Below are 24,567 nucleotides of genomic sequence, written 5' to 3'. Positions count from 1 at the left end.
CCTGTCAGAATGCCTACTTGCTAAGCGGCAGGGTGGCTGCCCGAATCGAAGGCCCGTTGCAATTATCCCGCTGCGGCGGCCCCGGGCTTTACATGTGCCATCCGGCTCAGCCACAGGAACAACAGGCCGCTCAGGATCCAGGCCGGGAGTGTCAGGAAGGAAAGGAAGATCCCCTGGGTGACGGAAAGCAGGTAGAAGCCGCCTGCACTGATGAGCCAGGCAAGGAGGACGGCCCGGTTAATGCCCAGGTTATGGAATTCTGCATAATTGGGGACGATCCCCGCCCGTTTCCCGAAAAAGTGCTCAAAGGCGATCACCGCGCCCACCGGGGCGAGGATAAAGCCATAGAGGGCTACAAAATCCAGTAATTTCATGGCGAATGCCGGGAACAATCCGGCGGCTGTGGCGACCCCCCCGGCCAGGATGGTCACCCAGAAGGTGGACAATTTCGGGAGGATGGCCTGGAAGGCCAGGCCGGCCCGGTAGATGGTCGGGTTGGCAGTGGTCCATCCGGCCAGTACCACGGCTATGATACCGAATACCCCGATGGCATTGTAGGCCAGGGGCCCGGGAGCCACGGTCGGAGCCTGTCCGAGCCCTAGCAATTCCTGGGCTTCCGGCGTCCGAAGGTAAACGGCATACAGGAGCGCAGCGGCAATCCAGGCCATATAATGCCCCACATACATCCCGGCTGCCGTGGTCCAGCCGCTACTCGCTTTTTTGGCGAACCGGAAGACGGACAGGTCGGACATCCCGATATGCATGGCAGCATTGGCGAACCAGGACCAGAGTACCACGTGCCAGAAGGTGTATTTTATCTGGCCGGGGAACGGTTCGGAGCCTTCGCCCCAGATTTCCCAGAATTCCCCGAACGAGCCGATGCCCAATTGTCCGAGGGCTACCACCCCGCAAGCGACAAACGCCAGTACGATTACCGGGGACATCCAGTTGGCAGCCTTGGAAACCGTTTCATACCCCCTGGCCGCGATCAGGGAGATGACTGCCCCGATCACCAGCACGATGAGGACCCAGGTGAGGCTGTTCGGCATCGTATCGGTGAGTTTGGGCATGGCCATGTCGAAGGGCACACCCACCGCGGTGGCCGAGACGGTGATCATGGCCCCGGCCAGGAAACAGAAGAGGATGCCGTTAGCCAGGTTGTAGCCCACCACCAGTTTCTTGCCGCAAATCTTCTCCAGGTGGTAATAGAGCGTCAGCCGGTGTTTCACGGCAATCTCGGCGGTCAGGTACCGCCAGCTGAGAACGGCGAGCAGGTTGCCCACGAGCAAGCCGATGATCAGGTCAAAGGCGCTGACCCCTGTAGTCAGGAATAACGGGCCGATTACAAACTCTGTGCCCGCCGCGTGTTCCCCGGCATACATGCCCAGAAAACTCTTCCAGCTCTTCAGCCGGGATTGGGGAACGGGTTGTCGTTCGAATTCGCCCCCGGCGAGTTCCTCGATTTGTTCATCTATGTCGAATTGCGTCATGGGTTTTGCTCGTTTGGTTTGTTCAGTTCGATTTAATTGGTTCGGGCGTGTACGGTTGGCATTTCTTGTTTGACTTCATTGGCCGGCCTTCGGAAATTGTTATATGACCAAATGTTTCGGGAGGTCCTCCACCCGTTCACAGCAGAGCTGGTCCATCACCTGGCGGAACTGGGTTTTCAACATGGACATGGTATGGTCGCCCCCTTTTGCCCCGAGGGCACCGACCCCGTACATAAAGGAGCGGCCCATAAAAGTAAAATCGGCCCCGCAGGCCATGGCCCGCGCCACATCCGGACCGGAGCGCAGCCCGCTGTCCACCATCACCGTGAGTTTGTCGCGGTAATTGGCTGCCAGGCGCGCCAGCGGGCGGATCGTCGATTCGCCCGCGTCCAGTTGTCGGCCGCCGTGGTTGGAGACAATGATGCCGTCAAAGCCGAGTTGCACGGCCTGCTGCGCATCCCATTCGGAAGCCACGCCTTTGAGGACCAGCTTCCCCTTCCACTGGTCGCGGATGGGTTTAATTTTTTCGGCATCCAAAAGCCCGGAAAACGTCCGGTTCATAAAGGCACCGAGTTGCCGCAGGTTCATCCCGCCCGGCATATAGGGTTTCACCGTTTCAAACGTCGGCTGGCCGTACCTGAGGGTTTGCAGGGCCCAGCGCGGTTTGCCCAGGACCTGGAGGATGTTTGTCAAGGACATTTTTGGTGGGAGTGCCAACCCGTTTTTGATGTCCCGGGGCCGGTAGCCAAAGGTGGGAACATCGCAAAGGAGCACCAGGACCGGGCAGCCCGCATCGCCGGCGCGCCGGATGATATCCTGCCGGATCTCGGGATCTACCGGGTTATAGAGCTGGAACCAGGCCCGCCCTTCGGTGAGTTCGGCTGCCCGTTCGATATCGGTGGTCGTAACGGTACTCAGGATAAAGGGCAGGTTGTGCCTCAGGGCCGCCCGGGCCAGGATTTCGGGGGCGTTGGGCCACATAAGGCCCTGCAGGCCTACCGGCGCAACCCCCAGGGGCATGTCGTACCGGTGCCCAAAGAGCTCGCAACTCGTATCAATTTCACCGGTTTTCCGGATATAGCGGGGCTCCAGCTGTATTTCCCGGAGCTCCTCGGTATTCCTGTGGAGGTTGATATCTTCATTGCAGCCCCCGTCCAGGTATTCGAAGGCAAAGGCCGGCATCCGGCGTTGCGCTTTTTCGCGCAGGGATTCGATGGACGGGTAACGGGTGTCAAAATCCATATCAGGAAAGGATCAGGGGTTTGTGTTTTTTTAAGGCGTAATGATGCTTGAGGAACCCTTTCGGTATGCCTTTACCGGAAACCGCCAGGGCAGCGCCCAGGGCAGATCCCAGGGAGGCATCCGTGGTGCGGATCCGCATGGGTTGTATCCGTTGGGCGAGGGTTTCCACAAAAACTTCGTTATCGCTGAAGCCGCCGTCGATGTATAACCTTTTGATCCCTGAGTCCCCGACGATATGCCGGATATGCGCTTCCTGCAACAGGCAGAGTTCGTAAACGAGCTGGTGGTATGCCGCCTCGTAGGTTTGGTGGGGCCACCGTGTGGCGGGCGGGCAGTTGCGGGTATCCAGGCTTGTCCAGCGGAACGCGGGAACAAATGCGTTTCGGATCTGACGGTAGAGATTGCGGTCAAAAGTCACTTCCCGGTACCGGTCCCGGGGAACGCCGTAGTGACGGGAGAGGGCATCCAGTTGCACCCCGAACTCATTCCCGAGGAACAACCGGGACGCCTTGACGGGCCTGCCGTCAATCCGCATGTAATGGATGCAGTCACGATCCCTGTCTCCTGCACGAAGCCTGCCGTCAGTGAACGCGTTCAGGGCAATGCTCCAGGTTCCTGTGGAGAGGAGAATAAAAGGTTTGCGGATACTTTCCAGATAGGGGAGCAGGGCAGCTGAACTGTCGTGGATCCCCGGGCCGATGCGCAAGGTATGTCCCGCCACCTCCCCGGTGGAAATTGCATCGGCAGGTACGATGGGCGGCAGCAACCGATCGATTTTTTCATTCCGGACCCAGGGGTGGTACGCCTGATTTTCGTAATCCCAGAGGGCCGTATGACACCCGATGCTGGTGTATTCGCTCAGCAGGCGCCCCGTAAAAACATAGCTGAGGTACTGGGGCAGGTGCAGGCTTTGCCGGATTCTTTTGAAAACCCCGGGCCGGGCCTGTTTCAGCCAGTACAGCTGCAGCCCGGAGTTGAGCATGCCGGAACGGGAGGTGCCCGTGATCCTGCCGAATACATCTTCAGGGCCATAGGCGGCATAAAATGCATCTTCTATTTCAGCCGGCATGGGCCTGGTATAATTGTACAGGGGGGTGAGTACCCTGCCGTCTCCATCCAGGTGGACCAGACTGGCGCCGTAGCTCGAAAAATTCAGGGTGCCTATGGGCTTGCCGGACTTAAGGGCGTCTACCAGGACCCGGCGCATCCAGGCTACCAGGGCTTCCAGGTCTTCTGCGGGGTGTCCGTCCTCGTCCGCCGTCAGGGGTAACCGCTCGTACTGCCGGTATACTTCCCGGAATTCGGGGTCGAACAGGAAGAATTTCTTGTTCGTCTTCCCAATGTCGAAAACGGCGGTTAGCGTGCGTTCCATCCGGTGCGTGTCAAAGTCCGGTTGCTACGGTTTCCCTCCCCCGCTGGTCGGTCAGGTGCCTGCGAACATCCAGTTTGCGGTAGGCGCCGATCGGGTCGATTGCCGCCCCGGTTAGCAGGCGCGCCTGGCGCAGCAGCGGACGGACATCCGTACGGTAGGCATCCTGCAGGATTTCCTGGCAACGGACCACGTCGTGTTCCATCTGTGCCGATTCCAGGGCTTTTTGGTCTACCAACAGCGCTTTCGCATAGGCCTCACGGATCGCTTCCAGCGATTGGATCAGGTCTTCGAGCGGGTCCTTGGTATTGTGGCTTGCGTCGATCATCCAGGCGGGATACGGGTTGTCCGGGTTGTTGCGGATGCCGTAGACTAATTCGTTGAAAATCAAAAAGAGGGCGTAGGGCTTGATGCTCCCCACGGTCAGGTCGTCGTCCCCGTATTTACTGTCATTGAAGTGGAACCCGCCCAGCTTGCCCTTGTACATAAGGGTAGCCACAATCTGTTCGATGTTCGTATTGGGCAGGTGGTGCCCCAGGTCTACCAGGGTATAGGCTTTGGGCCCGCAGTGGTTGGCGAGCATAAACGAGGTGCCCCAGTCCTGGATGACCGTGCTGTAGAAATTCGGTTCGTAGGGTTTGTATTCGATAAACAGCTTCCAATCTTCGGGCAGGGCCGCGTAGATCTTTTCCAGGCTGTCTGCCGTGCGGTCCAAAGCCCGTTGGAAATTGCGCTGCCCCGGAAAATTGGCCCCGTCGGCCAACCAGACGGTCAGGCTTTTAGAGCCGAGGTTTTCGCCGATCCGGATAACTTCCAGGTTGTGTTCGACGGCTTGTTGGCGGGAAGCTTCCGAGCTGTTGCTCAGGGACCCGAATTTATAGGTTTCCCCGGCACCTTTCTGGTCCTGGAACGTATTGGAATTCATGGCGTCGAATACCAGACCGGCCTCTTCGGCCTGCTCCCGGACAGCCTTGTAGTCTTCGGGGGTGTCCCAGGGGATGTGCAGGGAAATAGCCCCCGCAGCCCCTGTCAGGGCGTGCAACAGGCCGACATCGGCCAACTTCTCCTCCAGGTTCCGAGGCTCGCCCGGCATGGAGAACCGCCCAAAGCGCGTTCCCCCGGCTCCCAGCGCCCAACTCGGGATGGCAATCTGGAAATCTGCGATCTGACGGGTAAGGTCCCCGACGTCGTGACCGGATGTTTCCAGGGCTTCAGATAGGAATTCGTAAGCGGACTTCTGTCCGCCGGCCGCATCTTTGTTGAGGGATGCAATCTGGTCTTTGGATAGCTTCATGTTGGTTGTTTAACGGGTGAAGGCATTGGCCATGCCCCCGTCCACGTTGATAATGTTCCCGGTGGATTTCTCCAAAATGCCGACCAGAGAAAAGACCCCGGCGGCGATATCCTCCGGATAAATAATTTCATTCATCAGGTTGCGCTTTGCATAGAAGGCCGGAAGTTCTTCCACTTCTATGCCGTAGGCTTTTGCGCGTCCTTCGGCCCATTTGCCTTCCCAGATCTTGCTCCCGACAATCACGCCATCCGGGTTGACCGTATTCACCCGGATTTTCTCCGGGCCCAGTTCGGCGGCCAGCAGGCGCACCATGTGTTGTTGGGCGGCTTTGGCGGTTCCATAGCCCACATTGTTGGGGCCGGCCACCAGGCCGTTTTTGCTGGCGATGCTGATAAAATCACCGCCGAGACCCTGTTTGCGCATGATTCCCGTTGCCTCCTGGGCGAGTTCAAACTGTCCCTTTACCAGCACATCCTGCAGCAGGTCCCAATCTTTTTCCGTGGTTTCGTTCAGCGGCTTGGAAATGGCGAGACCGGCACTGTGGACCACGATATCCACGCCCCCAAAGGCAAGGGTTGCTTTTTTGAAGGCGTCCCGGATGGAGTTGCGGCTCGTGACATCGCAGACGGCGGACACTGCCTGGTCGCGCTTGTAGGTTCCCAGGGCTTCTTTCAGGCGGTCTTCGGCAATATCCGTCAGGACGATGTTGGCGCCCTCCGCTGCCAGTTTATCGGCGATGGCCTTGCCAATCCCACCCCCGGAACCGGTGACCAGGGCCACCTTGCCGGAAAGGACTTTGGGTTTTGGCATGCGCTGGAGTTTGGCTTCCTCCAACAGCCAGTATTCGATATCAAAGGCCTCCTGCCGGGGCAGGGACGTATAGGCGGATATCGCTTCCGCCCCCCGCATCACGTTGATGGCATTGATGTAGAATTCGCTGGCAACCCGGGTGGTCTGTTTGTCTTTGGAGAAGCTGAACATGCCCACCCCGGGATAGAGGATGATCACCGGGTTCGGATCCCGCATGGCCGGGCTGTTTTCCCGCTTGCAGGTCTCGTAGTATTCGGCGTACTCCCGTCGGTATTGTTCAAAAGCCGGCTCGAGTTTGGCCAGGGTGGCCTCCGGGTCGGTCAGGTCCTCGTCCGGGGCGAGTTCCAGGACGAGCGGCTGGATCTTGGTCCGCAAAAAGTGGTCCGGGCAGGAAGTCCCCATGGGGGCCAGCCTGCCCAGGTCGCGGCTACCGGCAAACTCCAGTACCGGTTCCGAGTCATTGAAATGCCCGATCATCCGCCGGTGGGAGGAACAGAGCCCGCGGAGCAGCGGCATGAGCAGGGCTGCCTGGTCTTGCCGTTTATCGGCCGGCAGCGGGGCCACTTTTTGGCCGCCGAAGACCTGTCCCTGCTCCTCTATTTTCCCGGCGATGTATTCGGAGGCCATCTCGATGACTTCCAGACTGTTTACGTAGCAATCGTAGGAGGTGTCCCCCCAGGTAAAGAGCCCGTGACTCCCCAGGACGATCCCGCGAATCCCCGGGTTTTCCTCCAGGCATTTTTCGAGTTGCAACCCCAGGTCAAAACCCGGGCGCTGCCAGGGGACCCAGCCCATGGTGTCGCCCCAGATTTCCCGGGTAACTTTTTCGCTGTCTTCGGCGGCGGCAACTGCAATAAGGGCGTCCGGGTGCAGGTGGTCGATATGTTTGAAAGGCAGGAGCCCGTGCAAGGGGGTGTCGATTGAGGGCGCCCGGCTGTCCAGGTCAAATATGCAGTGATTGAACAGGCCCACCATCCGGTCTTCGTCCTGCAAACCGCCATAGACATTCTTTAGGCTGCGCAACCGGTCCGTATAAAGCCCGGCAATTCCGGCGCGCGTAAGTGTCCCGATATCCCCGCCGGAGCCCTTGATCCACATCACCTCCGTTTCAGTCCCGGTAAGCGGGTCTTTTTCGATGGTCTTGCAGCTGGTGTTTCCCCCGCCGTAGTTGGTGATCCGCAGATCGGACCCCAGGATGTTTGAACGGTACAGGAATAGTGCCACCTGGTCGTCGCCGAGTTTGGCTGCTTCCTTTTCGTCCCAGAGGTAGTCCACGTGTTTGAAGGTTTTCGTTTTCATCTTCGTGTTGTTAGCTGTAATTTGCGTATAAATGTATTCTGCACATTTGAGATACCTGTTCTGTACTGTTCAGTTCGGGCGAAGTCACCCGGCGAATTTTGTTTTTGTTTTTCGATCATCGGGAGTCAGAAAAAACCCGGACCTGCGGGGGGAAGTAGCTCTGGGGCCTGTTCCATGCGTCACGGTTCCTTAAATATACAAAGCGCCCCTGAACCTCGGCAGGAATGGAAGATTAAAAGCGTCCATTCCGTAATTTTCACTATAATTACCCCCGAGAATGATCGACTTTATCGACATAAAGGAAACCTCCAAGGTCCCCAAGTACAAACAAATCATCGATTCCATTTATACGGCAATCGAGAACGGCGACGTACGTGCCAGCGACAAATTGCCTTCAGTCAACGAACTGCTTATAGAATTTGATATTTCGCGGGATACAGTGGTCCGGGCTTACGATCATTTAAAGGAGTCCGGGATAATTGAATCGGTCCCGGGCAAGGGGTATTACATCAAAAATGACCAGCTGAAACTGCGGGCCAAGGTTTTCCTGCTTTTCAATAAGCTCAGTGTGCATAAAAAAATCATCTACGATGCTTTTGCCCGGACGTTGGGAGACCGGGCCACTGTCGATTTTTTTATATATGAGAATAACTACCGGCATTTTAAGGACCTGATCGAATACGGAAAGAACCGGGATTATACGCACTACGTCGTGATTTGCCATTTTGAGGAAGGGGGGGAAGACCTGTGCGATTTCCTGCAGGCTTCCATCCCGAAACAGAAACTCATTGTCCTGGATAAAAAACTCCCGGACGATTGCATCCAGGTAGCTACCGTTTTCCAGGAATTTGAGAAGAATATCTACGATGCGTTGGTGGAGCTCAACCCTAAATTGCGCAAATACAAAAAAATTAAGATGCTCCTGCGCCAGCGCACGTACCACCCGGTAGAAATCAAGAAGGGTTTTATCCGGTTTTGCGGGGAATTCGCCTATGATTTTGGCATTGTGGAGAAAATTGAAGAGGAGGAACTCGAACCCGATACGGTGTATATCAATCTCAAGGAAGACGATCTGGTGATCCTTATCAAGAAGATCAATGCCTCCGGACTGGTATTGGGCAAGCAGGTGGGCATCATCTCCTACAACGATACCCCCGTAAAGGAAATCCTGCGCGATGGGATTACGGTTATTTCCACAGACTTCGAAAACCTGGGTCGCCAGGCAGCCGACATGGTCCTTGAAAAAGGGACCCGAAGCGTGGCCAACCCCTTCTACGTGATTTCCCGGAATTCGCTTTAACAACTTCTCTTATATTATCAATGCGTTTGCGCCTATTTCCGGACGCCATCCCAGTTTGTAAGTTATCCACCCCTCCCGCCCGCAATTTTCACCAATAAAAAAACATCCATACAGAATCGCCGGATTTCAACCCGGAGTGCGGGCCAGGGGATGGGGGTACTACGCGCACGTACCTTAAATGAGTTGCCCTTATATCAGTCATTTTGAGCGGATCAGGATTTCAGGATATGAAATCATACAGAACAGTACAGAACGGAATAGCATTGCGGATTCATTCCAGTAAACTTGTCCTATGTTGCCCAGATCGGGCGATGGAAGAGAACAAAACCAAACTCAAACAATCCTCTAAATGAAAACAAAAAGATCCGACGGGAGGCTGCCTTTTATATGGAGCTTTCTATTGATGTTGCCCTTCTGGGCTATTGGGCAGGGGACCGTCAGCGGGACGGTGACTGATGCTGAAACGGGGCAACCGCTGCCCGGCGTAACAGTTTTGGTGCAAAACACCACCACGGGTACCACCTCAGATTTTGACGGAAACTACACGATCGATGTTCCGGCCAATGCCACCCTGGTATTTTCCTATCTCGGGTTTGTGCGACAGACCGTCGCCATAAACGGACGGAGCACTATTAATGTGGTCATGCAGCCGGACACTGAACAACTCGACGAAGTAGTCATTGTAGGGTATGGGACGCAGTCCAGCCGAAAAGTGACTGGTGCAGTCCAGCAGATCAACACGGACGAACTGGCTGACCTTCCGGTACCGCAGGTGACCCAAAAATTACAGGGCCGCCTTGTTGGGGTGCAGATAAACCAGACAACCGGCCGGCCCGGGGAGGGCGTCCAGGTCCGGGTCCGTGGACAGGCTTCCATCCTTGCGGGCAGTGACCCGCTGTACGTTGTGGACGGGCAGCCGATAGTTGGGGACATCAGTTCCATCAACCCGGACGAAATCGAGAGTATTTCCGTCCTGAAGGATGCTGCATCCACTTCCCTCTACGGATCGCGTGCGGCCAATGGGGTAGTACTTATCACTACTAAATCCGGGAAAGTCGAAGGAGGCGAACTCTCCTTCAACTATTATGGCGGGGTGCAGACCGTTCCCCAGAAGGGGCGCCCTGATATGATGAATGCCCAGGAATTCGCCCAGTTTAAGAAGGAATCGGCCGAAGACCTCGGGGTTGCCGTACCGGAACCTTTCCAGAACCCGGAGCAGTATGCCGGACAGAGTTATGATTGGTACGACGGGATGTTCCGGACGGCGGCCATCCAGAGTTTCAACCTCAATTGGTCTTCGCGCTCAGAACGCGCCTCCCACGCCATTGTGGCCGGGTATTTTGACCAGGAAGGCGTTATGATCAATTCGGATTTCAAGCGGTATTCCATGCGGGCTAATTCCAGCTTCCAGCTGGGGGACAAGTTGGATCTGGGGTTTTCCGTGGCTCCTACTTACGTAGTGGATAATATTCCGAATTCCGACGGTGCCTTTTACGGTGCGAACATCGACGGGGTCGGTGGGGGCGGACTCATCAACAACTCCCTGCTCACCTGGCCTATTTTCCCGTACCAGAACGATGACGGAACCTATCCGCTCACAGCCTGGATACCGGGGGTCAGCGCGTTCCCGACACCCAACTGGGTGCGGGCTGCCAGGGAAATCACCAATGAAACCAAGGAAACACGGATTCTTGGAAACCTTTACCTCACCTACGAACCAATCGATGGGCTAACAGTCAAGACCTCCATCAACGGGGACTTCGGGCAATCGAACTTTTTTAGTTTCAGCCCCTCAACCGCGTCAAACACCTTCGCGTCGCTCCCCCCCATACTCGCAACCAGTACGCGGGCTCAAACCAGTTACCTAAGCTGGCTAAATGAAAACACGCTGACCTACGCGCGCAGTTTCGGGGACCACAACCTGGAAATTCTCCTGGGGGCGTCCTATCAGAAATACGAAAGTGAATACCAGCAGCTCCGGCTTTCGAATTTCCCGGATGACCGGGTGCAAACCATCCAGTCTGCATTAAATATAGACCGTGGAGCCACTTTCAACAATATCAACGACTGGAGCCTGACCTCCTATTTTAGCCGGCTCAGTTACGATTATATGGGTAAGTACCTGCTTACGCTGGCAGTACGCCGCGACGGGTCCTCCCGCTTCGGTTCCGAAAACCGCTGGGGTAACTTCCCCTCTATTTCCGCAGGTTGGGTGTTCACAGATGAGGCCTTTATGGAAGGAACGGATTGGCTTTCCTTTGGTAAATTACGCGCCAGCTACGGAATAATCGGTAACAATAATATCGGGAACTATACGCAATATGCCCTGGTAGACAACTCCCTGAATGCCGTATTCGGGAACACCATTGCCAGTGGTGCAGCGGTAACTACGCTGGGGAACAACAACCTCGGCTGGGAAAGGACCAAACAATTCGACATCGGCCTGGACCTGCGCATGTTTAATAACCGCGTGGAGTTTATTTATGATTACTACAAAAAGAATACGACGGACCTACTCTTCAATGTGGCAGTGCCCCAGGAGTCCGGGTTCACCAACTTCAACGACAACGTAGGGGAAATTGAATTCTGGGGACATGAATTTGCCCTGGTTACCCGGAACTTTGTCAATGACGATTTCACCTGGACCTCCAATTTCAACATTGCATTCAACCGAAATGAAGTGGTGGCCCTTGCCGAGGGCGTAGACCGGATCTACTCAGGTTTCGGCGCCTACCAAAGCCTCACGCGCCCGGGGGAACCCCTGGGGCAATTCTGGGGGCTCATCTGGGATGGCGTTTACGACAACCAGGCAGAGTTTGACAATTCTCCCCAGGCGGCTGAGTCGCAGGTGGGTACTATCAAGTTTGCCGATGTAAATGGTGATGGCGTGATTACCTATGGCGGGGACAATGACGACCGTACGGTTATCGGAAACCCCTTCCCGGATTACATCTTCGGGTTTACCAACGATTTCCGATACAAAAACTGGGATGCCACCATCGTTATGCAGGGATCTGTCGGCAATGATATTGCAATTACCTCCGACCAGGGCACCACCAATCTGGATGGCGTTTTCAATGTTCTGCGCAATGTGCAGGATCGCTGGAGGTCTCCTGAAAACCCGGGAAGCGGGCGTTATGGAAAAACCACCGCGGCGACATTCATGGAGCGCGATTGGTTTTCCACACGCTTCATAGAGGATGGTAGCTATCTGGCTGTCAGGAATATCACGGTTGGATACAACTTCCAACTCCGCGACGATTCCTTCCTGAAACGGGCACGTCTGTACGGTTCCGTACAGAATGCCTTTATGTTCACGAAGTACCGTGGCGCCAACCCCGATGTCAGCACGACAAGTACCGGGGCCGGGGAGCTCAATGCACTTGCCCTGGGCTTCGACTGGGCGGCCTATCCGCTTCCGAGGACCTTTACTATGGGTATTAACCTGTCATTTTAAATAAAAGAACATGAAAAAGTATATATATAGCAGTCTGTTACTTGCCGGCCTTTTGACCGGTTGCGGGGAGGATTTCCTGGAACTGCCCCCGGAGGACTCCTTAAGCCAGGCCATATTCTTCGAAACCCAATCGGATTTTGAACAGGCCATCAATGCCACCTATGCCCCCTTGCGCGACCTTTACAGCGATGCATACATAATGGGCGAGATGCGGTCGGACAATACACATTATCGGCACAACCCCAATTACCGGGCGGTGCAGTCAGAGGAAAATGTTGCCAACTTTCTGGTGCAGAGTCCGAACGCTTTTGTCGAAACCAAGTACGACAACAACTACCTGATCATCGCCAGGGCCAACCAAATCCTGGCGGAAATCGACGCGGTAGAGTTCGACGACCCGGGCGTGAAGAGCAACGTCATCGGGCAGGCGCTCTTTTTACGGGCACACAGTTATTTTGATCTGGCCCGGTATTACGGATCCGTGCCGCTCCACCTGACACCGGTAACCAACCGTGAAGAAGCTGCCTTACCGCTGTCTTCCCGCAGTGAGATCCTCGCCCAGGTGGTGAGTGACCTGGACGAGGCCATCGGGTTGCTCCCGGTAAAGGCCAACCAGGAAGCAGGCCGTGCCACACGGGGGTCTGCCCAGATGTTGCTTGCTAACCTGTATATGGTGGAAGAGAACTGGTCGGCGGCCAGCAGCTTGCTCACGGACCTGGTAAATTCCGGGCAGTACAATCTGCTGGGCGATTACGCCAGTGTGTTTGACATCAACAACAAGAATAATGCAGAGTCTATCTTTGAGGTGCAATACCTGGAAGGCACAGAAGGGTTTGCCAGCAGTTTTATGTACGAATGGCTGCCGATGCCGCTGACAGCAGACCAGGTAGCCCAAATCTCCGGAGTATCCAATTCCCAGGCAGCGACAATTGAAGGGTTCAACATACCGACGCCGGATTACATCCAGAGCCGGGAAGCCTCCGACGCGCGTACCAGCGTTAATCTGGACAGCATTGAACTCGAAGGAACATTTTATCCGTATATCAAGAAATTCTGGCAGCCCCATTCCAACCCGGGACTCACGGGGGTCAACTGGCCCGTTTACCGCTATGCCGAGGCGCTGTTGTTCCTGGCAGAAGCCCTGAACGAACAGGGACAGCCCGGACAAGCCGAACAATACCTGAACGCCGTACGCGACCGGGCAGGGCTTGGGCCGATCACCGGCGTAGACCAGGCTACCATGCGGCAGGCCATCCTGGATGAGCGCCGTTCGGAACTTGCCTTTGAGAACAAACGCTGGCTGGACCTGGTCCGGACCGGCAATGCCCAGCAGGTGATGTCCGATTTCGGGGCGCGGGTAAAGGCGAATCCGGAGGCTTACTATTATCCGCCCGGGATCGCACCGCCACCGGCTTCTTTCACAACCATAGCCGAAACATTCCCCCTTCCTGCGAGTGAAGCATTGTTAAATCCTAATTTTTGATGCACTTGTTTAAATTTTAGGTAGTGGAGCAAGCCCGGATCGCCCAGCGAATACCGGGCTTGCGTATCTAAAGGGAGGCATCGAAACCAATGACCTCCCAGATATTCGGAATACATCGGTTGAAAAAAATTTCCAGTCATGAATAGAACATTCACATTATTACTAATATTTCTCGCTACATCCTGCTATGCCCAATTTGGAAATTCTGGTGGGGGGATAGAATGGACCGCCCAGTGGATCACCCTTCCCAATTCGGATAATGAGAAATCGGCCCTCTACCATTTTCGCAAATCTATCAACATGGAGAGCATACCCGAATCCTATAAAGTTCATATTTCTGCGGACAACCGCTACAAGCTGTACGTAAATGGACAGCTTGTTTCTGTAGGTCCCTATTGGGGCGATATCGAAAATTGGAATTATGAAACCGTGGAGTTGGCACCGTACCTGAAACCCGGAAAGAATGTGTTGTCCGCGGAGGTATGGAATGAAGCGGAGCTTCGGCCAGTAGCTCAGTTTTCTTATAAAACAGCCTTGATCCTACAGCATGCCGATTCTTTGTATAAGGGGGTCAATACAAATTCGGGCTGGAAAGTTCGGGAAGATTTGAGTTATACCGCAAAACCCCAACAGGTTCGGGGCTATTACGCTGCCGGGGCAGGAGATGCGATCGATTTCAATAAAAAAATCCAAGGTTGGAAACGCGTTGATTTCGACGATTCATCCTGGGAGTCAGCCACTCCGGTGTTCGCAACGGAAGTTAGTGGCTTTGGTTTCCGGCAACGACCTGGTTGGAAACTCGTGCCAACCATTCTTCCATCGCTGGAACTCAGGGAGGAGCGTTTTGCCAATGTCCGGAAATCGGAAGGGGTTCGGGTACCTCCGGGATTCCCCACGTCGGCGACTCCTGTTCGGATTCCGGCGAATTCCTCGGCCAAAATCCTCCTGGACCAGGGCCACCTGACCAATGCCTACCCCACCCTGCGCTTCAGTGGGGGAGACGGGGCGCAAATTCTGATCACCTATGCGGAAGGGCTCTATGATGCGGAAGGCGCCAAGGGCAACCGGGATGTAATTGAAGGCAAGACGATTTCCGGCCGCAGGGACAGCCTGATTTCCGGGGGCATGGCCAACCAGGAATTTACCACCCTGACCTACCGGACCTTCCGCTATGTGGAGCTGGATATAAAGACTCGGGCGGAGCCTCTGGTCATCGAGGACATTTACGGCACATTTACCGGGTATCCGTTTGAAATGAAAGCCACCCTTCGCACAGACCGGTCGGAGTTGAAGGACATTATGGAGATCGGCTGGCGCACCGCCCGCCTCTGTGCGGTGGACACCTATATGGACTGCCCGTATTACGAAAGACTCCAATATGTTGGGGATACCCGGATCCAGCATTTTGTCTCCTATTACAACAGCGGTGACGAACGATTGGCAAAAAATGCCCTCAATCTTATTGATTACTCCCGTCAGCCGGATGGGTATACGCTCAGTCGGTATCCGGACCGGCAGAACCAGGTGATCCCGACTTATTCCCTCTGGTATGTTAGTATGTTGTACGACTACCTGATGTACGGATCCGATAAAGAATTTGTAGCGGACAAACTCATGGGGACCCGCCAGATCCTGAATTATTTTATTACCTACCTGGATTCTGATGGTTCTCTGAAAAACGTCCAGGGCTGGAACTATACGGATTGGGTACCCGAATGGCGCTTTGGGATGGCCCCGATGGCCGAGGATGGGTCCTCAGCGGCCCTGGACTTGCAAATGCTACACGCTCTCCAGGCCGGGATTTCCCTGGAGCAAGAAGCAGGGAATAAGGAGTTTGTTGCCCTGTATTCCGAGTTTGCAAAACAGCTTGCAGTCACCATCCGGGAGAAATACTGGGACGCCTCCAGTGGGCTATTTGCCGATACGCCGGCTAAGGACACTTTTTCCCAGCATGTTAATTCCCTGGCCATCCTGGCGGGGCTGGTAGACGCGCCGCAAATGCAGGCCATCGGGGAAGCCTTGCTTAACGACGATTCCCTGGCACCTGCGTCCATCTATTTCAAGTACTACCTGCACCTGGCACTGAAGGAGGCCGGTTATGGCGACAAATACCTGGACATGCTGGATATCTGGCGTAAAAACATGGAACTGGGGCTTACAACCTGGGGGGAGACCTCCCAGGTAGAAACCACCCGTTCGGATTGCCACGCCTGGGGGTCCAGCCCGAATATTGAATTCTTCAGGATCCTGTTGGGAATTGAGAGTGCCGCGCCGAACTTTAAACAGGTCCGCATTGCGCCCAACCTTGGGGATATCGATGAAATCGGTGGGGAGATGCCGCACCCCGAAGGCAGTATCTCGGTAGATTACAAACGGTCTGGCCAGGCCCTGGAAGCTACCGTTACGCTGCCGGCCGGCCTCACGGGGGAGTTTCACTGGAACGGGAAGGTGCGCGCCTTGCAAAGCGGACGGAACAACTTCAGTATTTAAAAAGCCGGTTAGCCTGCCTTGTGCAGGGTCGGGGCATGCACCCCGGAAATTGATAAGGAAAAAGGCCTGCGGGAAGCAGGCCTTTTTTTGATCCTATCTATTTCTTTAATACCTTCTTTGTTTTATAGGTAATACGAATATTTATACGAGTTTGACCATGGGAAAAAACAGCATCTTTCATCGGTTGCGCAAGGGGGAAATTATCCCGATGGATGATCCGGATTATTCGGAGATCCGGGAGGCCGTCAACCAGACCCTGAAACTTTCGGCCAGGCTCAATGTGGCGTCGGACGTGGACGAAATCCGGGAAATTCTCAGCCGGATCATCGGTAGCCCGGTAGATGCTTCCACAACCGTCTTTGCGCCTTTCCACACCAACATTGGCCGGAATATTGTGCTAGGGAAGCGGGTCTTTATCAACCATGCCTGCAGTTTCCTGGACCTGGGGGGAATCACCATCGAGGACGATGTGATGATTGGACCCCGGGTGAATATTACCTCGGAGAATCACCCGGTGGACATCCCTACCAGGAAATCGATGGTGCCCGCTGAGGTGATTATCCGGAACAATGCCTGGATCGGGGCAGGGGCTACCATCCTGCCGGGCGTTACCGTTGGCAGCAATTCCGTTGTCGCTGCAGGGGCACTGGTAAATAAGGACGTACACCCGAATACCGTGGTGGCCGGGGTACCGGCCCGGGTGATTCGCGAAATGGGGTAATTGAGCCCTTGTCCGCTTATTTCAAATGCTCGTTTAAAAATGCGATAACGCGTGAGCGGATTTCCTCCACATCGTACATGGTTCCAAAATGCGGGGCGTCCGCCACGATGGTCAATTCGTTTTCCACGCCATGGATATCCAGCCAGGCACTGAATAGCTTGGACTGCTTGTTTGAGACGATGTTGTCCTTCTCCCCGTGAAAGATCAGAAAAGGCGGGTCCTCCGGGTCGATATACGTAATCGGGCTGGCCGCTTTTGCCAGGTCCGGACGAAGCAGGGGGGCAGCCCCGATAAGGATCCCCTCGGGCGACTTTTCATCCTCGTTCCCCGGCAGGAGTACCAGGTCGGTGGGTCCGTAGAAGTCCACCACGGCCTGATAGCGGAAAGGCCGGTAACTGCCAGCCACGTGGAGGCCTTCCACTTCATTGTTCTGGGAGGTCCCCATGAGCGCTGCCAGGTGGCCGCCTGCCGAGAATCCCATCAGGCCGATGTTGCTGGTATCCAGCCCATATTCGCCTGCATGGTCGTATAAGAAGCTCACCGCCTTGTTGCAATCCTGCAGGATCCCAGGGAAAATGGCATCCTGCGCAAAACGGTAATCGATGGAGGCAATCGCCATCCCATTGTCCAGCATCGCATTGATGGTATTGGGCATATAGCCCATATCCGCGTATTTGTCATTGGAAATCCACCCTCCACCATGTATAAAAACCACAAGGGGAACCGGTTTTTCGGCCTCACTTGGAATATAAATGTCCAGTAAATGTTTCTGAAGGGTGTCATTGTGGTACGGGATATTGCCGTGGATGGTGGTGCCTTCAGGAAGGCGCTCCTGTATCTGGCCTGGTGAGGGGGGCTGGGCCATACCGGAAAAAAATGGCAGGACAAATAGTAATGTGAGGCACGAGGTGTATCTGGCTAGGGTTGAATTTTTCATCAGCGATTTATTTACCGTTTCTTTCGTTGATTACATGGTATATCCCAAATGTAGTTGAACCTGGCAAGAAAACTATTCTGTACTGTTAAAGACTACTTTCCCGGGTTGAAATTACACCTACCGCTCCAACGTGTACGGAACAGTACGGAATGGATAATCCGGGTGGAATAGCTAATCTTGAATGAATACTAATCCCGGGAGTGGAATACGCCTCCTGCCCGGACAAACACCTGCCAAGAATGAAATTAAAAGCTTACCTCTTCTTGTTGCTCGCAATTTGCGGATTGCTGGGCAACGCACAAATTTCCGTGGAAAAAACCTGGGTGGAAAACCGGGTAAATCCCTCCGGGATCACAGACGAATCCCCCCGCCTGTCCTGGGCGATGGCCTCCGACAAACGAGGGGCATCCCAGGCGGCCTACCAGGTCCGTGTGGGTTTGGTAGCCCGTAAGGGAGATTCCCCAGATTGGGGCTTCTATGACTCCGGCAAGGTGGAATCCGGACAATCGGTCCATGTGGCCTATGCAGGGCCCGAACTGCAAAGCGGGCAACAATACGCCTGGCAGGTCCGCGTCTGGGACCAGGACGGCCGGCGCGGCCGTTGGAGCCCAACGGGTTACTGGCAGATGGGCCTGCTTCGGCCGGAAACCGAATTCAGGGCAGAATGGATCGGGCCGGGCTTTGCCGAGGATACCATCAACCGGCCCAGTCCGTACCTCCGCAAGGAGTTTACCCTGGACAAACCTGTCCGTAAAGCCACGGCTTACATTACGGCACATGGTATGTACGAGGCCCGGATCAACGGAAAGCGCGTAGGGGATGCCTACCTGACCCCGGGCTGGACCAGCTACGACACCCGCTTGCAATACCAGCAGTACGACGTCACTGACTTGCTGCAAAAGGGAAAAAATGCGGTAGGCGCCATACTGGGCAATGGCTGGTACCGGGATTACCTCGCCTGGGGCGACCGGCGCGACCACTACGGGGACGATGTGGCACTTCTGATGCAGGTGGATATCACCTATGCGGACGGCACTACAGGCAGCATCCTGACCGACGGCACCTGGGTGAGCAGTACAGGCCCCATACGGAATTCTGAAATTTATGACGGGGAAACCTACGATTCCACCGAGGAGCTGGACGGCTGGGACCAGGCAGGCTATGCCGATGCCTCCTGGGAACCCGTACGGGTGGGGGACTATGCGAAAGATAACCTGATCGCCACGGAGAATGAACCGGTCCGCAAACATGAAACTTTCCGGCCCGCTGAAATCCTGACTACGCCGGAGGGCGATGTGGTGGTGGATTTCGGGCAGAACCTGGTGGGCTGGGTGCAGCTCCGTCTCGGGGGGAGTGCCGGGCAGGAAGTCATCCTGCAACATGCGGAAGTGCTGACCAAAGAAGGAAATTTCTATACGGACAACCTGCGGGATGCAGACCAGAAAGCCACCTATATCCTGGACGGCAGCCCGGAGCAGGTCCTGGAGCCTCATTTCACATTTTACGGTTTCCGGTACGTACGGGTTGAAGGCTTCACCCCGACACCCGATAACCTGACAGCCATCGCCCTGTATTCGGACATGGATCAAACCGGGCAGTTCAGCACCTCCAATGAGCTCCTCAACCAGTTGCAGCACAATATCCAGTGGGGGCAGCGAGGCAATTTCCTGGACGTGCCCACTGACTGCCCCCAACGGGACGAACGCCTGGGATGGACCGGGGACGCGCAGGCCTTCTTCCGTACCGCTGCCTACAATTTCAACGTAAACCCCTTCTTTTCCAAATGGTTGAAGGATGTGGCCGCGGACCAGCTGGACAACGGTTCCGTGCCTTTTGTGGTTCCGAATGTCCTGGGGGAAAATTCAGCAGGCAGCGCCGGGTGGGGCGATGTGGCTACCATCATCCCCTGGGAGAGTTACCTGCTCTACGGCGACCGGGAATTACTGGCTACCCAGTATCCCAGCATGAAGCAATGGGTGGAATACATCCGGTCCCAAAGCACGGAAAACCTCTGGAACAAGGGATTCCACTTTGGCGACTGGCTGTTTTACAGCCCGGATGACGACCGGGACGGCCGGGCTGCCATCACGGACAAATACCTGATTTCCCAGGCGTTTTACGCCTATTCCACCCAACTGCTGCTCAAGGCAGCCAGGGTATTGGGCAACCAGGAGGATATCCGGGAATACGAAGCCCTGTTGGATGACGTCATCCGTGCCTTCCGGAGGGAATACCTGACGCCTTCGGGCCGGATGGTTTCGGGGACGCAGACCGCCTATGTCCTGGCACTGCAGTTCGACCTGCTCCCGGAAGATTTGCGCAAACAGGCGGCCGACCGCCTGGTGGAGAATATCCAGTCGTATGGATACCACCTGACGACCGGGTTTTTAGGGACCCCTTACCTGGCACACGTACTCAGCCGGTTTGGGCACACGGACATCGCCTACCGGCTGCTGATGCAAAAATCGTATCCCTCCTGGCTCTACCCCGTAACCCAGGGGGCCACAACCATCTGGGAACGATGGGACGGGATCAAACCCGACGGGACTTTCCAGACCCCGTCTATGAATTCCTACAACCACTATGCATATGGAGCCATCGGGGATTGGATGTACCAGCAAATCGGAGGGATACAGGCCCTTGCAGAAGGCCCGGGCTATAAGAAATTCCGCATCGCTGCCTCCCCCGGGGCGGGACTTACCCGGGCTGAGGCCAACCTGGACACCTATTACGGCACCATCCGCAGTGCCTGGGCTTTTGAAGGGGATACTTTTTCGCATCAGGTTCTGGTGCCTGTCAATACCACGGCAGAAATCGTGCTGCCTTATGGGGCCTATGACGCCATTCGGGAGGGCGGCCGGCCTCTTGACCGCGCGGATGGACTCAGGCGCCTGGATGACCGGGACGGAAAAGTTCGCCTGGAACTCGCCCCGGGCACATATTCCTTCAGCGTTGCCGTAGAACGGAGCACCCCGGAAGCCGGTGGTTTTGCGGGGACATACCGCTTTACCAGCGGGTTTTCCTATGAAATCGAGGTGGAATCCCTGGAGGGCGGAAACCTCCGCATGGTCACCTCGGAAAACAGTGCCGTCTACCGGCCGGACCCAACCGATCCGCTACTGTATATCGACACGGACGAGCCCTCCAACACGGTGCGGTTTGTGGCGAATGAAGCAGGCGAGATAGAAGGGTTGCAATTCAATTACGGCAGCCAGCGGTTTGAGGCCCAGAAATTATAGGCCATATGCCTCAAGCGGGTGACGGTCCAACCTGCAGGTACCGAGTAAACAAACATAAAAACAAAACAAACCGAAGTATGAAACCAATCAAACACATGTTGGCCGCCACAGCTGTCCTGGCATTCCTGGCAGCCTGCCAGCAGGACCCCCATGAGTATCAAGACCCAACACCGGATCTCGCCGAACTGCGTGCCGGCTTTGAAAACCCGCCGAATGAGGCCCGGCCCCGGGTCTGGTGGCACTGGATGAACGGAAATGTCACCCTTGAAGGTATCACGGCAGACCTGGAATGGATGGAGCGTACCGGGATTGGCGGGTTCCAGAATTTTGATGCAAACCTGTTTACGCCGGTTGTTGTAGACCAGAAGCTCGTATTTATGACGCCTCCGTGGAAGGAAGCTTTCAAACACGCCACAGACCTGGCCGTGGAAAAAGGCCTGGAAATGACCATTGCGGGTTCCCCGGGATGGAGCGTTACCGGCGGTCCCTGGGTGGAACCCCGGGACGGGATGAAAAAATATGTCTGGAGCGAGATGGTATTGGAAGGCGGGACCACCTATGATGGAAAACTACCGGAACCCATAACGGCCACGGGGAGCTTCCAGAATGCCGCTGGTGAAGGGGGTATTGAGATGAGCGAAGGGCATATTGAATTACCGGAATTCTACGAAGATGCGGCTGTGGTTGCCTACCGGGTTCCCGATGGTGAAGTTCCTATGGCCCGGTTGGCACCCCGGGTTTCCTCCAGCGGCGGACACTTTACCCTGGAAGCTCTGACCGACGGGGATGTACACACTGCGACGGAATTGCCGCCCGGGCAGGTGGGGGAAGAGGTTTGGATTCAGTACAGTTTTGACAGTCCGCAGACCTTCCGGAGTTATTCCGTGGTGGGGGCAAACCACAGCCAGCTGGAGCAGTTCAGGGGGAGCCCGCAGAACCGTAAACTGTACGTGAGCAACGATGGGGTCAATTTCCGGAAGGTTGTAGATATCCCCGGGACTTTGAACCCACAGACTTCAGGGAGTTTTCCCGAAACCTCGGCCCGGCACTGGCGTTTCGCCTATGAAACGCTACCACCTGCACCGGCAGGGGTGGGGGCGCTGTTCGGGGCACCGGCACCCGCCAAACCCGATGGGGTCCCCGTAGCAGAATTCGTCCTGTACCAGGCCGACCGGATCGACCGTTTTGAGGACAAGGCAGGGTTCAGCGCCTGGAGTGAAGAAACGGAAACCTACCGGCAGGAAGCGGATGCGGCAATCCCAGCCGATGAGGTCATCGACCTGACCGACCAGGTCACCGAAGACGGGTTTCTCAACTGGGAGGTGCCGGATGGCAAGTGGAAGGTGGTCCGCCTGGGTTATTCGCTCACGGGTCGCCAGAATCACCCGGCCTCTCCGGAGGCAACGGGGCTTGAGGTCGACAAACTGGATGAAGAAGCTGTCCGCCGCTATATCAACCATTACCTGGACCTGTATGCGGATGCCACAGGCGGGCAACTGGGCGAGTCAGGCCTGGGGTATATCATCCTGGATAGTTATGAGGCGGGTCACATGAACTGGACCCACGATATGCCTGCCGAATTCGAGGCGCGCCGCGGCTACAGCATCAAACCCTGGATTCCCGTGCTGACAGGACGGGTGGTTCAAAGCCGGGAAGCCTCCGAAAAGTTCCTGTGGGATTTTCGCAAAACCATCGGGGAGATGATTGCGGATAATCATTACGACGCCATTGGCGAAGAATTGAAAAAACGCGGGATGGGACGCTATACGGAGAGCCACGAAGGCAACCGGATTTACCTGGCGGACGGTATGGACGTGAAGCGAAACGCAGATGTGCCCATGTCGGCGATGTGGACGCCCGGGAGCCTGGCCGGGGGCTCGGACGAAGAGGTCCGCAGCGAAGGGGACATCCGGGAATCGGCCTCCGTGGCGAACATCTACGGGAAGCCGTATGTGGCGGCCGAATCCATGACTTCTATCCAAAACGCATTCTCATGGCACCCGGCAAAACTCAAGCGTACGGCCGACCTGGAGCTCGCCTCAGGCCTGAACCGGTATGTGATCCACACCTCGGTCCACCAGCCGCTGGATGGGCTGATGCCGGGCTTTAGCCTGGGCCCGTTCGGCCAATACTTCACGCGACAGGAAACCTGGTCCGGAGCAGGCGCCAAAGCCTGGATCAATTACCTGGCGCGAAGTTCCTACCTGTTGCAGCAAGGGCGGAACGTAGCCGATGTCCTCTACCTATACGGGGAAAACGACAACATCACCCACATCACCCAGGAAAGCCTGCCGGATATTCCCGAGGGCCATGAATTCGATTTTGTGAGTGCTGCGATCCTCAAGGAGGCAGTCACCGCAGCCAACGGGCAACTGAAGACCCTCGGCGGGGCGACTTATAAGATGCTCCAACTGGATCCGGGTACGGCCCGCATGACGCTCTCGACGCTGCAAAAGCTCCGGGAACTGGCAGATGCGGGCGTCAAGATCAAAGGATCAAAACCGGTAGCCTCGCCCAGCCTGGCCGACGATCCCGAAGTCTTTTCTGCCGTGGCGGATGCCACCTGGTCACTGGAGCATGTAGGAGCGGATGTTTCCCTGGATGTGCCCCAGGATGTGGTCATTAACGGCACGGACCATGAGATCCTGTTCCGCCACCGCCGTGCCGGGGAAATTGATATTTACTGGCTCAATAACCGGTCGGAAGGAGGCACCCGGGCCCTGGCCAGTTTCCGCGTGAGCGGTAGAAAACCAGAGCTCTGGGATCCGCAGACGGGGGCCGTCCATCCGGTTTCTTATAAAAAAACGGACGGGCGTACCGTAGTCGACCTCGATATGGCCCCCTGGGGGTCCGTATTTGTGGTGTTTGCAGGAGAAGCCACCGAGGATTTGGGGGAATTGCCGGAATTCACCGAGGAATCCCTCCACACCCTGCAGGGCCCGTGGGAAGTGACGTTTGAAGAAGGACGCGGGGCACCTGGCTCCATAACGCTTGAATCCCTTGCCTCCCTTTCGGAACACGCGGATGACGGGGTGAAGTACTTCTCCGGTACGGCTACGTATACCCAGTCGTTCGATCGGCCGGAAGCGTCGGCAGACGCCGGGGTATGGCTGGACCTGGGCGCGGTACACAACCTGGCAGAAGTGATCCTCAACGGTCAATCCATGGGTGTTGCCTGGAAAGCCCCGTACCGGATTGAAATTACAGAGGCTCTTAAGGATGGGGCGAATCAATTGGAAATCCGCGTCACCAATACATGGGTCAACCGGTTAATCGGGGATGCCCAACCGGGTGTGACCGAAAAGATTACCTTTACCACGATGCCATTTTACAACGGAACGGAGCCCTTATTGCCTTCTGGTTTAGTGGGACCGGTTCGGTTACTGAAAATAAAGTAAACCGAGTATGAAAAGCAGGCGATTTGCCTAGGGATGAT

General features: G+C 55.8%; 13 protein-coding genes and 1 pseudogene. 8 read left to right on the top strand and 6 right to left on the bottom strand.

Features of this window, described 5'->3' with window-relative positions; all coding sequences use genetic code 11:
- Window positions 1–62: 62 nt before the first annotated feature.
- The 5 genes from AC3DKS_RS08680 to AC3DKS_RS08660 all read right to left on the bottom strand — a co-directional run bounded on the left by AC3DKS_RS08680 (window position 63) and on the right by AC3DKS_RS08660 (window position 7,504).
- A complete protein-coding gene (locus AC3DKS_RS08680; RefSeq protein ID WP_272607790.1) occupies window positions 63–1,490 on the bottom strand; it encodes a purine-cytosine permease family protein in 1,428 nt (475 codons plus the stop codon).
- 99 nt (window positions 1,491–1,589) lie between these two features.
- Window positions 1,590–2,732, bottom strand: a complete 1,143-nt coding sequence (locus AC3DKS_RS08675) for an alpha-hydroxy acid oxidase (RefSeq protein WP_272607791.1) — start codon at window positions 2,730–2,732, stop codon at window positions 1,590–1,592.
- A 1-nt stretch (window position 2,733) separates the two neighbouring features.
- The gene (locus AC3DKS_RS08670) at window positions 2,734–4,104 is read right to left on the bottom strand and encodes an FGGY-family carbohydrate kinase (RefSeq protein ID WP_272607792.1); all 1,371 of its coding nucleotides are present in this window, start codon (window positions 4,102–4,104) and stop codon (window positions 2,734–2,736) included.
- A 10-nt stretch (window positions 4,105–4,114) separates the two neighbouring features.
- A complete protein-coding gene (locus AC3DKS_RS08665; RefSeq protein ID WP_015755382.1) occupies window positions 4,115–5,395 on the bottom strand; it encodes a sugar isomerase in 1,281 nt (426 codons plus the stop codon).
- 9 nt (window positions 5,396–5,404) lie between these two features.
- Complete coding sequence (locus tag AC3DKS_RS08660) at window positions 5,405–7,504, bottom strand: bifunctional aldolase/short-chain dehydrogenase (RefSeq protein ID WP_272607793.1); 2,100 nt, start codon at window positions 7,502–7,504, stop codon at window positions 5,405–5,407.
- Between the two features lie 277 nt (window positions 7,505–7,781).
- On the opposite strand from AC3DKS_RS08660, the gene AC3DKS_RS08655 reads away from it, so the two are divergent.
- From AC3DKS_RS08655 to AC3DKS_RS08630, 6 genes and pseudogenes are all read left to right on the top strand, one after another.
- The gene (locus AC3DKS_RS08655) at window positions 7,782–8,804 is read left to right on the top strand and encodes a GntR family transcriptional regulator (protein ID WP_015755380.1); all 1,023 of its coding nucleotides are present in this window, start codon (window positions 7,782–7,784) and stop codon (window positions 8,802–8,804) included.
- 349 nt (window positions 8,805–9,153) lie between these two features.
- Entirely contained in the window at window positions 9,154–12,261 is a 3,108-nt protein-coding gene (locus tag AC3DKS_RS08650) for a SusC/RagA family TonB-linked outer membrane protein (protein ID WP_202944100.1), read from the top strand.
- 10 nt (window positions 12,262–12,271) lie between these two features.
- The gene (locus AC3DKS_RS08645; protein WP_015755378.1) at window positions 12,272–13,744 is read left to right on the top strand and encodes a RagB/SusD family nutrient uptake outer membrane protein; all 1,473 of its coding nucleotides are present in this window, start codon (window positions 12,272–12,274) and stop codon (window positions 13,742–13,744) included.
- A 138-nt stretch (window positions 13,745–13,882) separates the two neighbouring features.
- Window positions 13,883–14,479 (top strand): annotated as a pseudogene (locus tag AC3DKS_RS08640) (alpha-L-rhamnosidase N-terminal domain-containing protein); the annotation flags it as partial.
- A 66-nt stretch (window positions 14,480–14,545) separates the two neighbouring features.
- Complete coding sequence (locus AC3DKS_RS08635) at window positions 14,546–16,234, top strand: family 78 glycoside hydrolase catalytic domain (RefSeq protein ID WP_272607883.1); 1,689 nt, start codon at window positions 14,546–14,548, stop codon at window positions 16,232–16,234.
- Between the two features lie 157 nt (window positions 16,235–16,391).
- Window positions 16,392–16,955, top strand: coding sequence for a DapH/DapD/GlmU-related protein (locus AC3DKS_RS08630; protein WP_272607794.1), 564 nt, complete (start codon window positions 16,392–16,394; stop codon window positions 16,953–16,955).
- Between the two features lie 16 nt (window positions 16,956–16,971).
- Here the strand turns inward: AC3DKS_RS08630 and AC3DKS_RS08625 are convergent, their stop codons facing one another.
- Window positions 16,972–17,892: an alpha/beta hydrolase gene (locus tag AC3DKS_RS08625; protein WP_272607795.1), complete on the bottom strand. Its 921-nt coding sequence runs from the start codon at window positions 17,890–17,892 to the stop codon at window positions 16,972–16,974.
- Between the two features lie 239 nt (window positions 17,893–18,131).
- Between AC3DKS_RS08625 and AC3DKS_RS08620 the strand changes: the two genes are divergently transcribed.
- Both AC3DKS_RS08620 and AC3DKS_RS08615 read left to right on the top strand, forming a co-directional pair.
- Window positions 18,132–21,131, top strand: a complete 3,000-nt coding sequence (locus AC3DKS_RS08620) for an alpha-L-rhamnosidase (protein WP_272607796.1) — start codon at window positions 18,132–18,134, stop codon at window positions 21,129–21,131.
- A 77-nt stretch (window positions 21,132–21,208) separates the two neighbouring features.
- The gene (locus tag AC3DKS_RS08615) at window positions 21,209–24,529 is read left to right on the top strand and encodes a glycosyl hydrolase (RefSeq protein WP_272607797.1); all 3,321 of its coding nucleotides are present in this window, start codon (window positions 21,209–21,211) and stop codon (window positions 24,527–24,529) included.
- Window positions 24,530–24,567: the final 38 nt, after the last annotated feature.

It is taken from the genome of Robiginitalea sp. (assembly GCF_982776155.1).
This window is presented reverse-complemented; position numbering and strand designations above follow the sequence as displayed.

What these genes read in the sequence shown, in the direction of transcription:
- AC3DKS_RS08615 (WP_272607797.1), top strand. Translation starts at nt 21,209, where the DNA reads ATGAAACCAATCAAACACATGTTGGCCGCCACAGCTGTCCTGGCATTC.
- AC3DKS_RS08660 (WP_272607793.1), bottom strand. Translation starts at nt 7,504, where the DNA reads ATGAAAACGAAAACCTTCAAACACGTGGACTACCTCTGGGACGAAAAG.
- AC3DKS_RS08650 (WP_202944100.1), top strand. Translation starts at nt 9,154, where the DNA reads ATGAAAACAAAAAGATCCGACGGGAGGCTGCCTTTTATATGGAGCTTT.
- AC3DKS_RS08645 (WP_015755378.1), top strand. Translation starts at nt 12,272, where the DNA reads ATGAAAAAGTATATATATAGCAGTCTGTTACTTGCCGGCCTTTTGACC.
- AC3DKS_RS08680 (WP_272607790.1), bottom strand. Translation starts at nt 1,490, where the DNA reads ATGACGCAATTCGACATAGATGAACAAATCGAGGAACTCGCCGGGGGC.
- AC3DKS_RS08675 (WP_272607791.1), bottom strand. Translation starts at nt 2,732, where the DNA reads ATGGATTTTGACACCCGTTACCCGTCCATCGAATCCCTGCGCGAAAAA.
- AC3DKS_RS08620 (WP_272607796.1), top strand. Translation starts at nt 18,132, where the DNA reads ATGAAATTAAAAGCTTACCTCTTCTTGTTGCTCGCAATTTGCGGATTG.
- AC3DKS_RS08655 (WP_015755380.1), top strand. Translation starts at nt 7,782, where the DNA reads ATGATCGACTTTATCGACATAAAGGAAACCTCCAAGGTCCCCAAGTAC.
- AC3DKS_RS08625 (WP_272607795.1), bottom strand. Translation starts at nt 17,892, where the DNA reads ATGAAAAATTCAACCCTAGCCAGATACACCTCGTGCCTCACATTACTA.
- AC3DKS_RS08670 (WP_272607792.1), bottom strand. Translation starts at nt 4,104, where the DNA reads ATGGAACGCACGCTAACCGCCGTTTTCGACATTGGGAAGACGAACAAG.
- AC3DKS_RS08665 (WP_015755382.1), bottom strand. Translation starts at nt 5,395, where the DNA reads ATGAAGCTATCCAAAGACCAGATTGCATCCCTCAACAAAGATGCGGCC.
- AC3DKS_RS08630 (WP_272607794.1), top strand. Translation starts at nt 16,392, where the DNA reads ATGGGAAAAAACAGCATCTTTCATCGGTTGCGCAAGGGGGAAATTATC.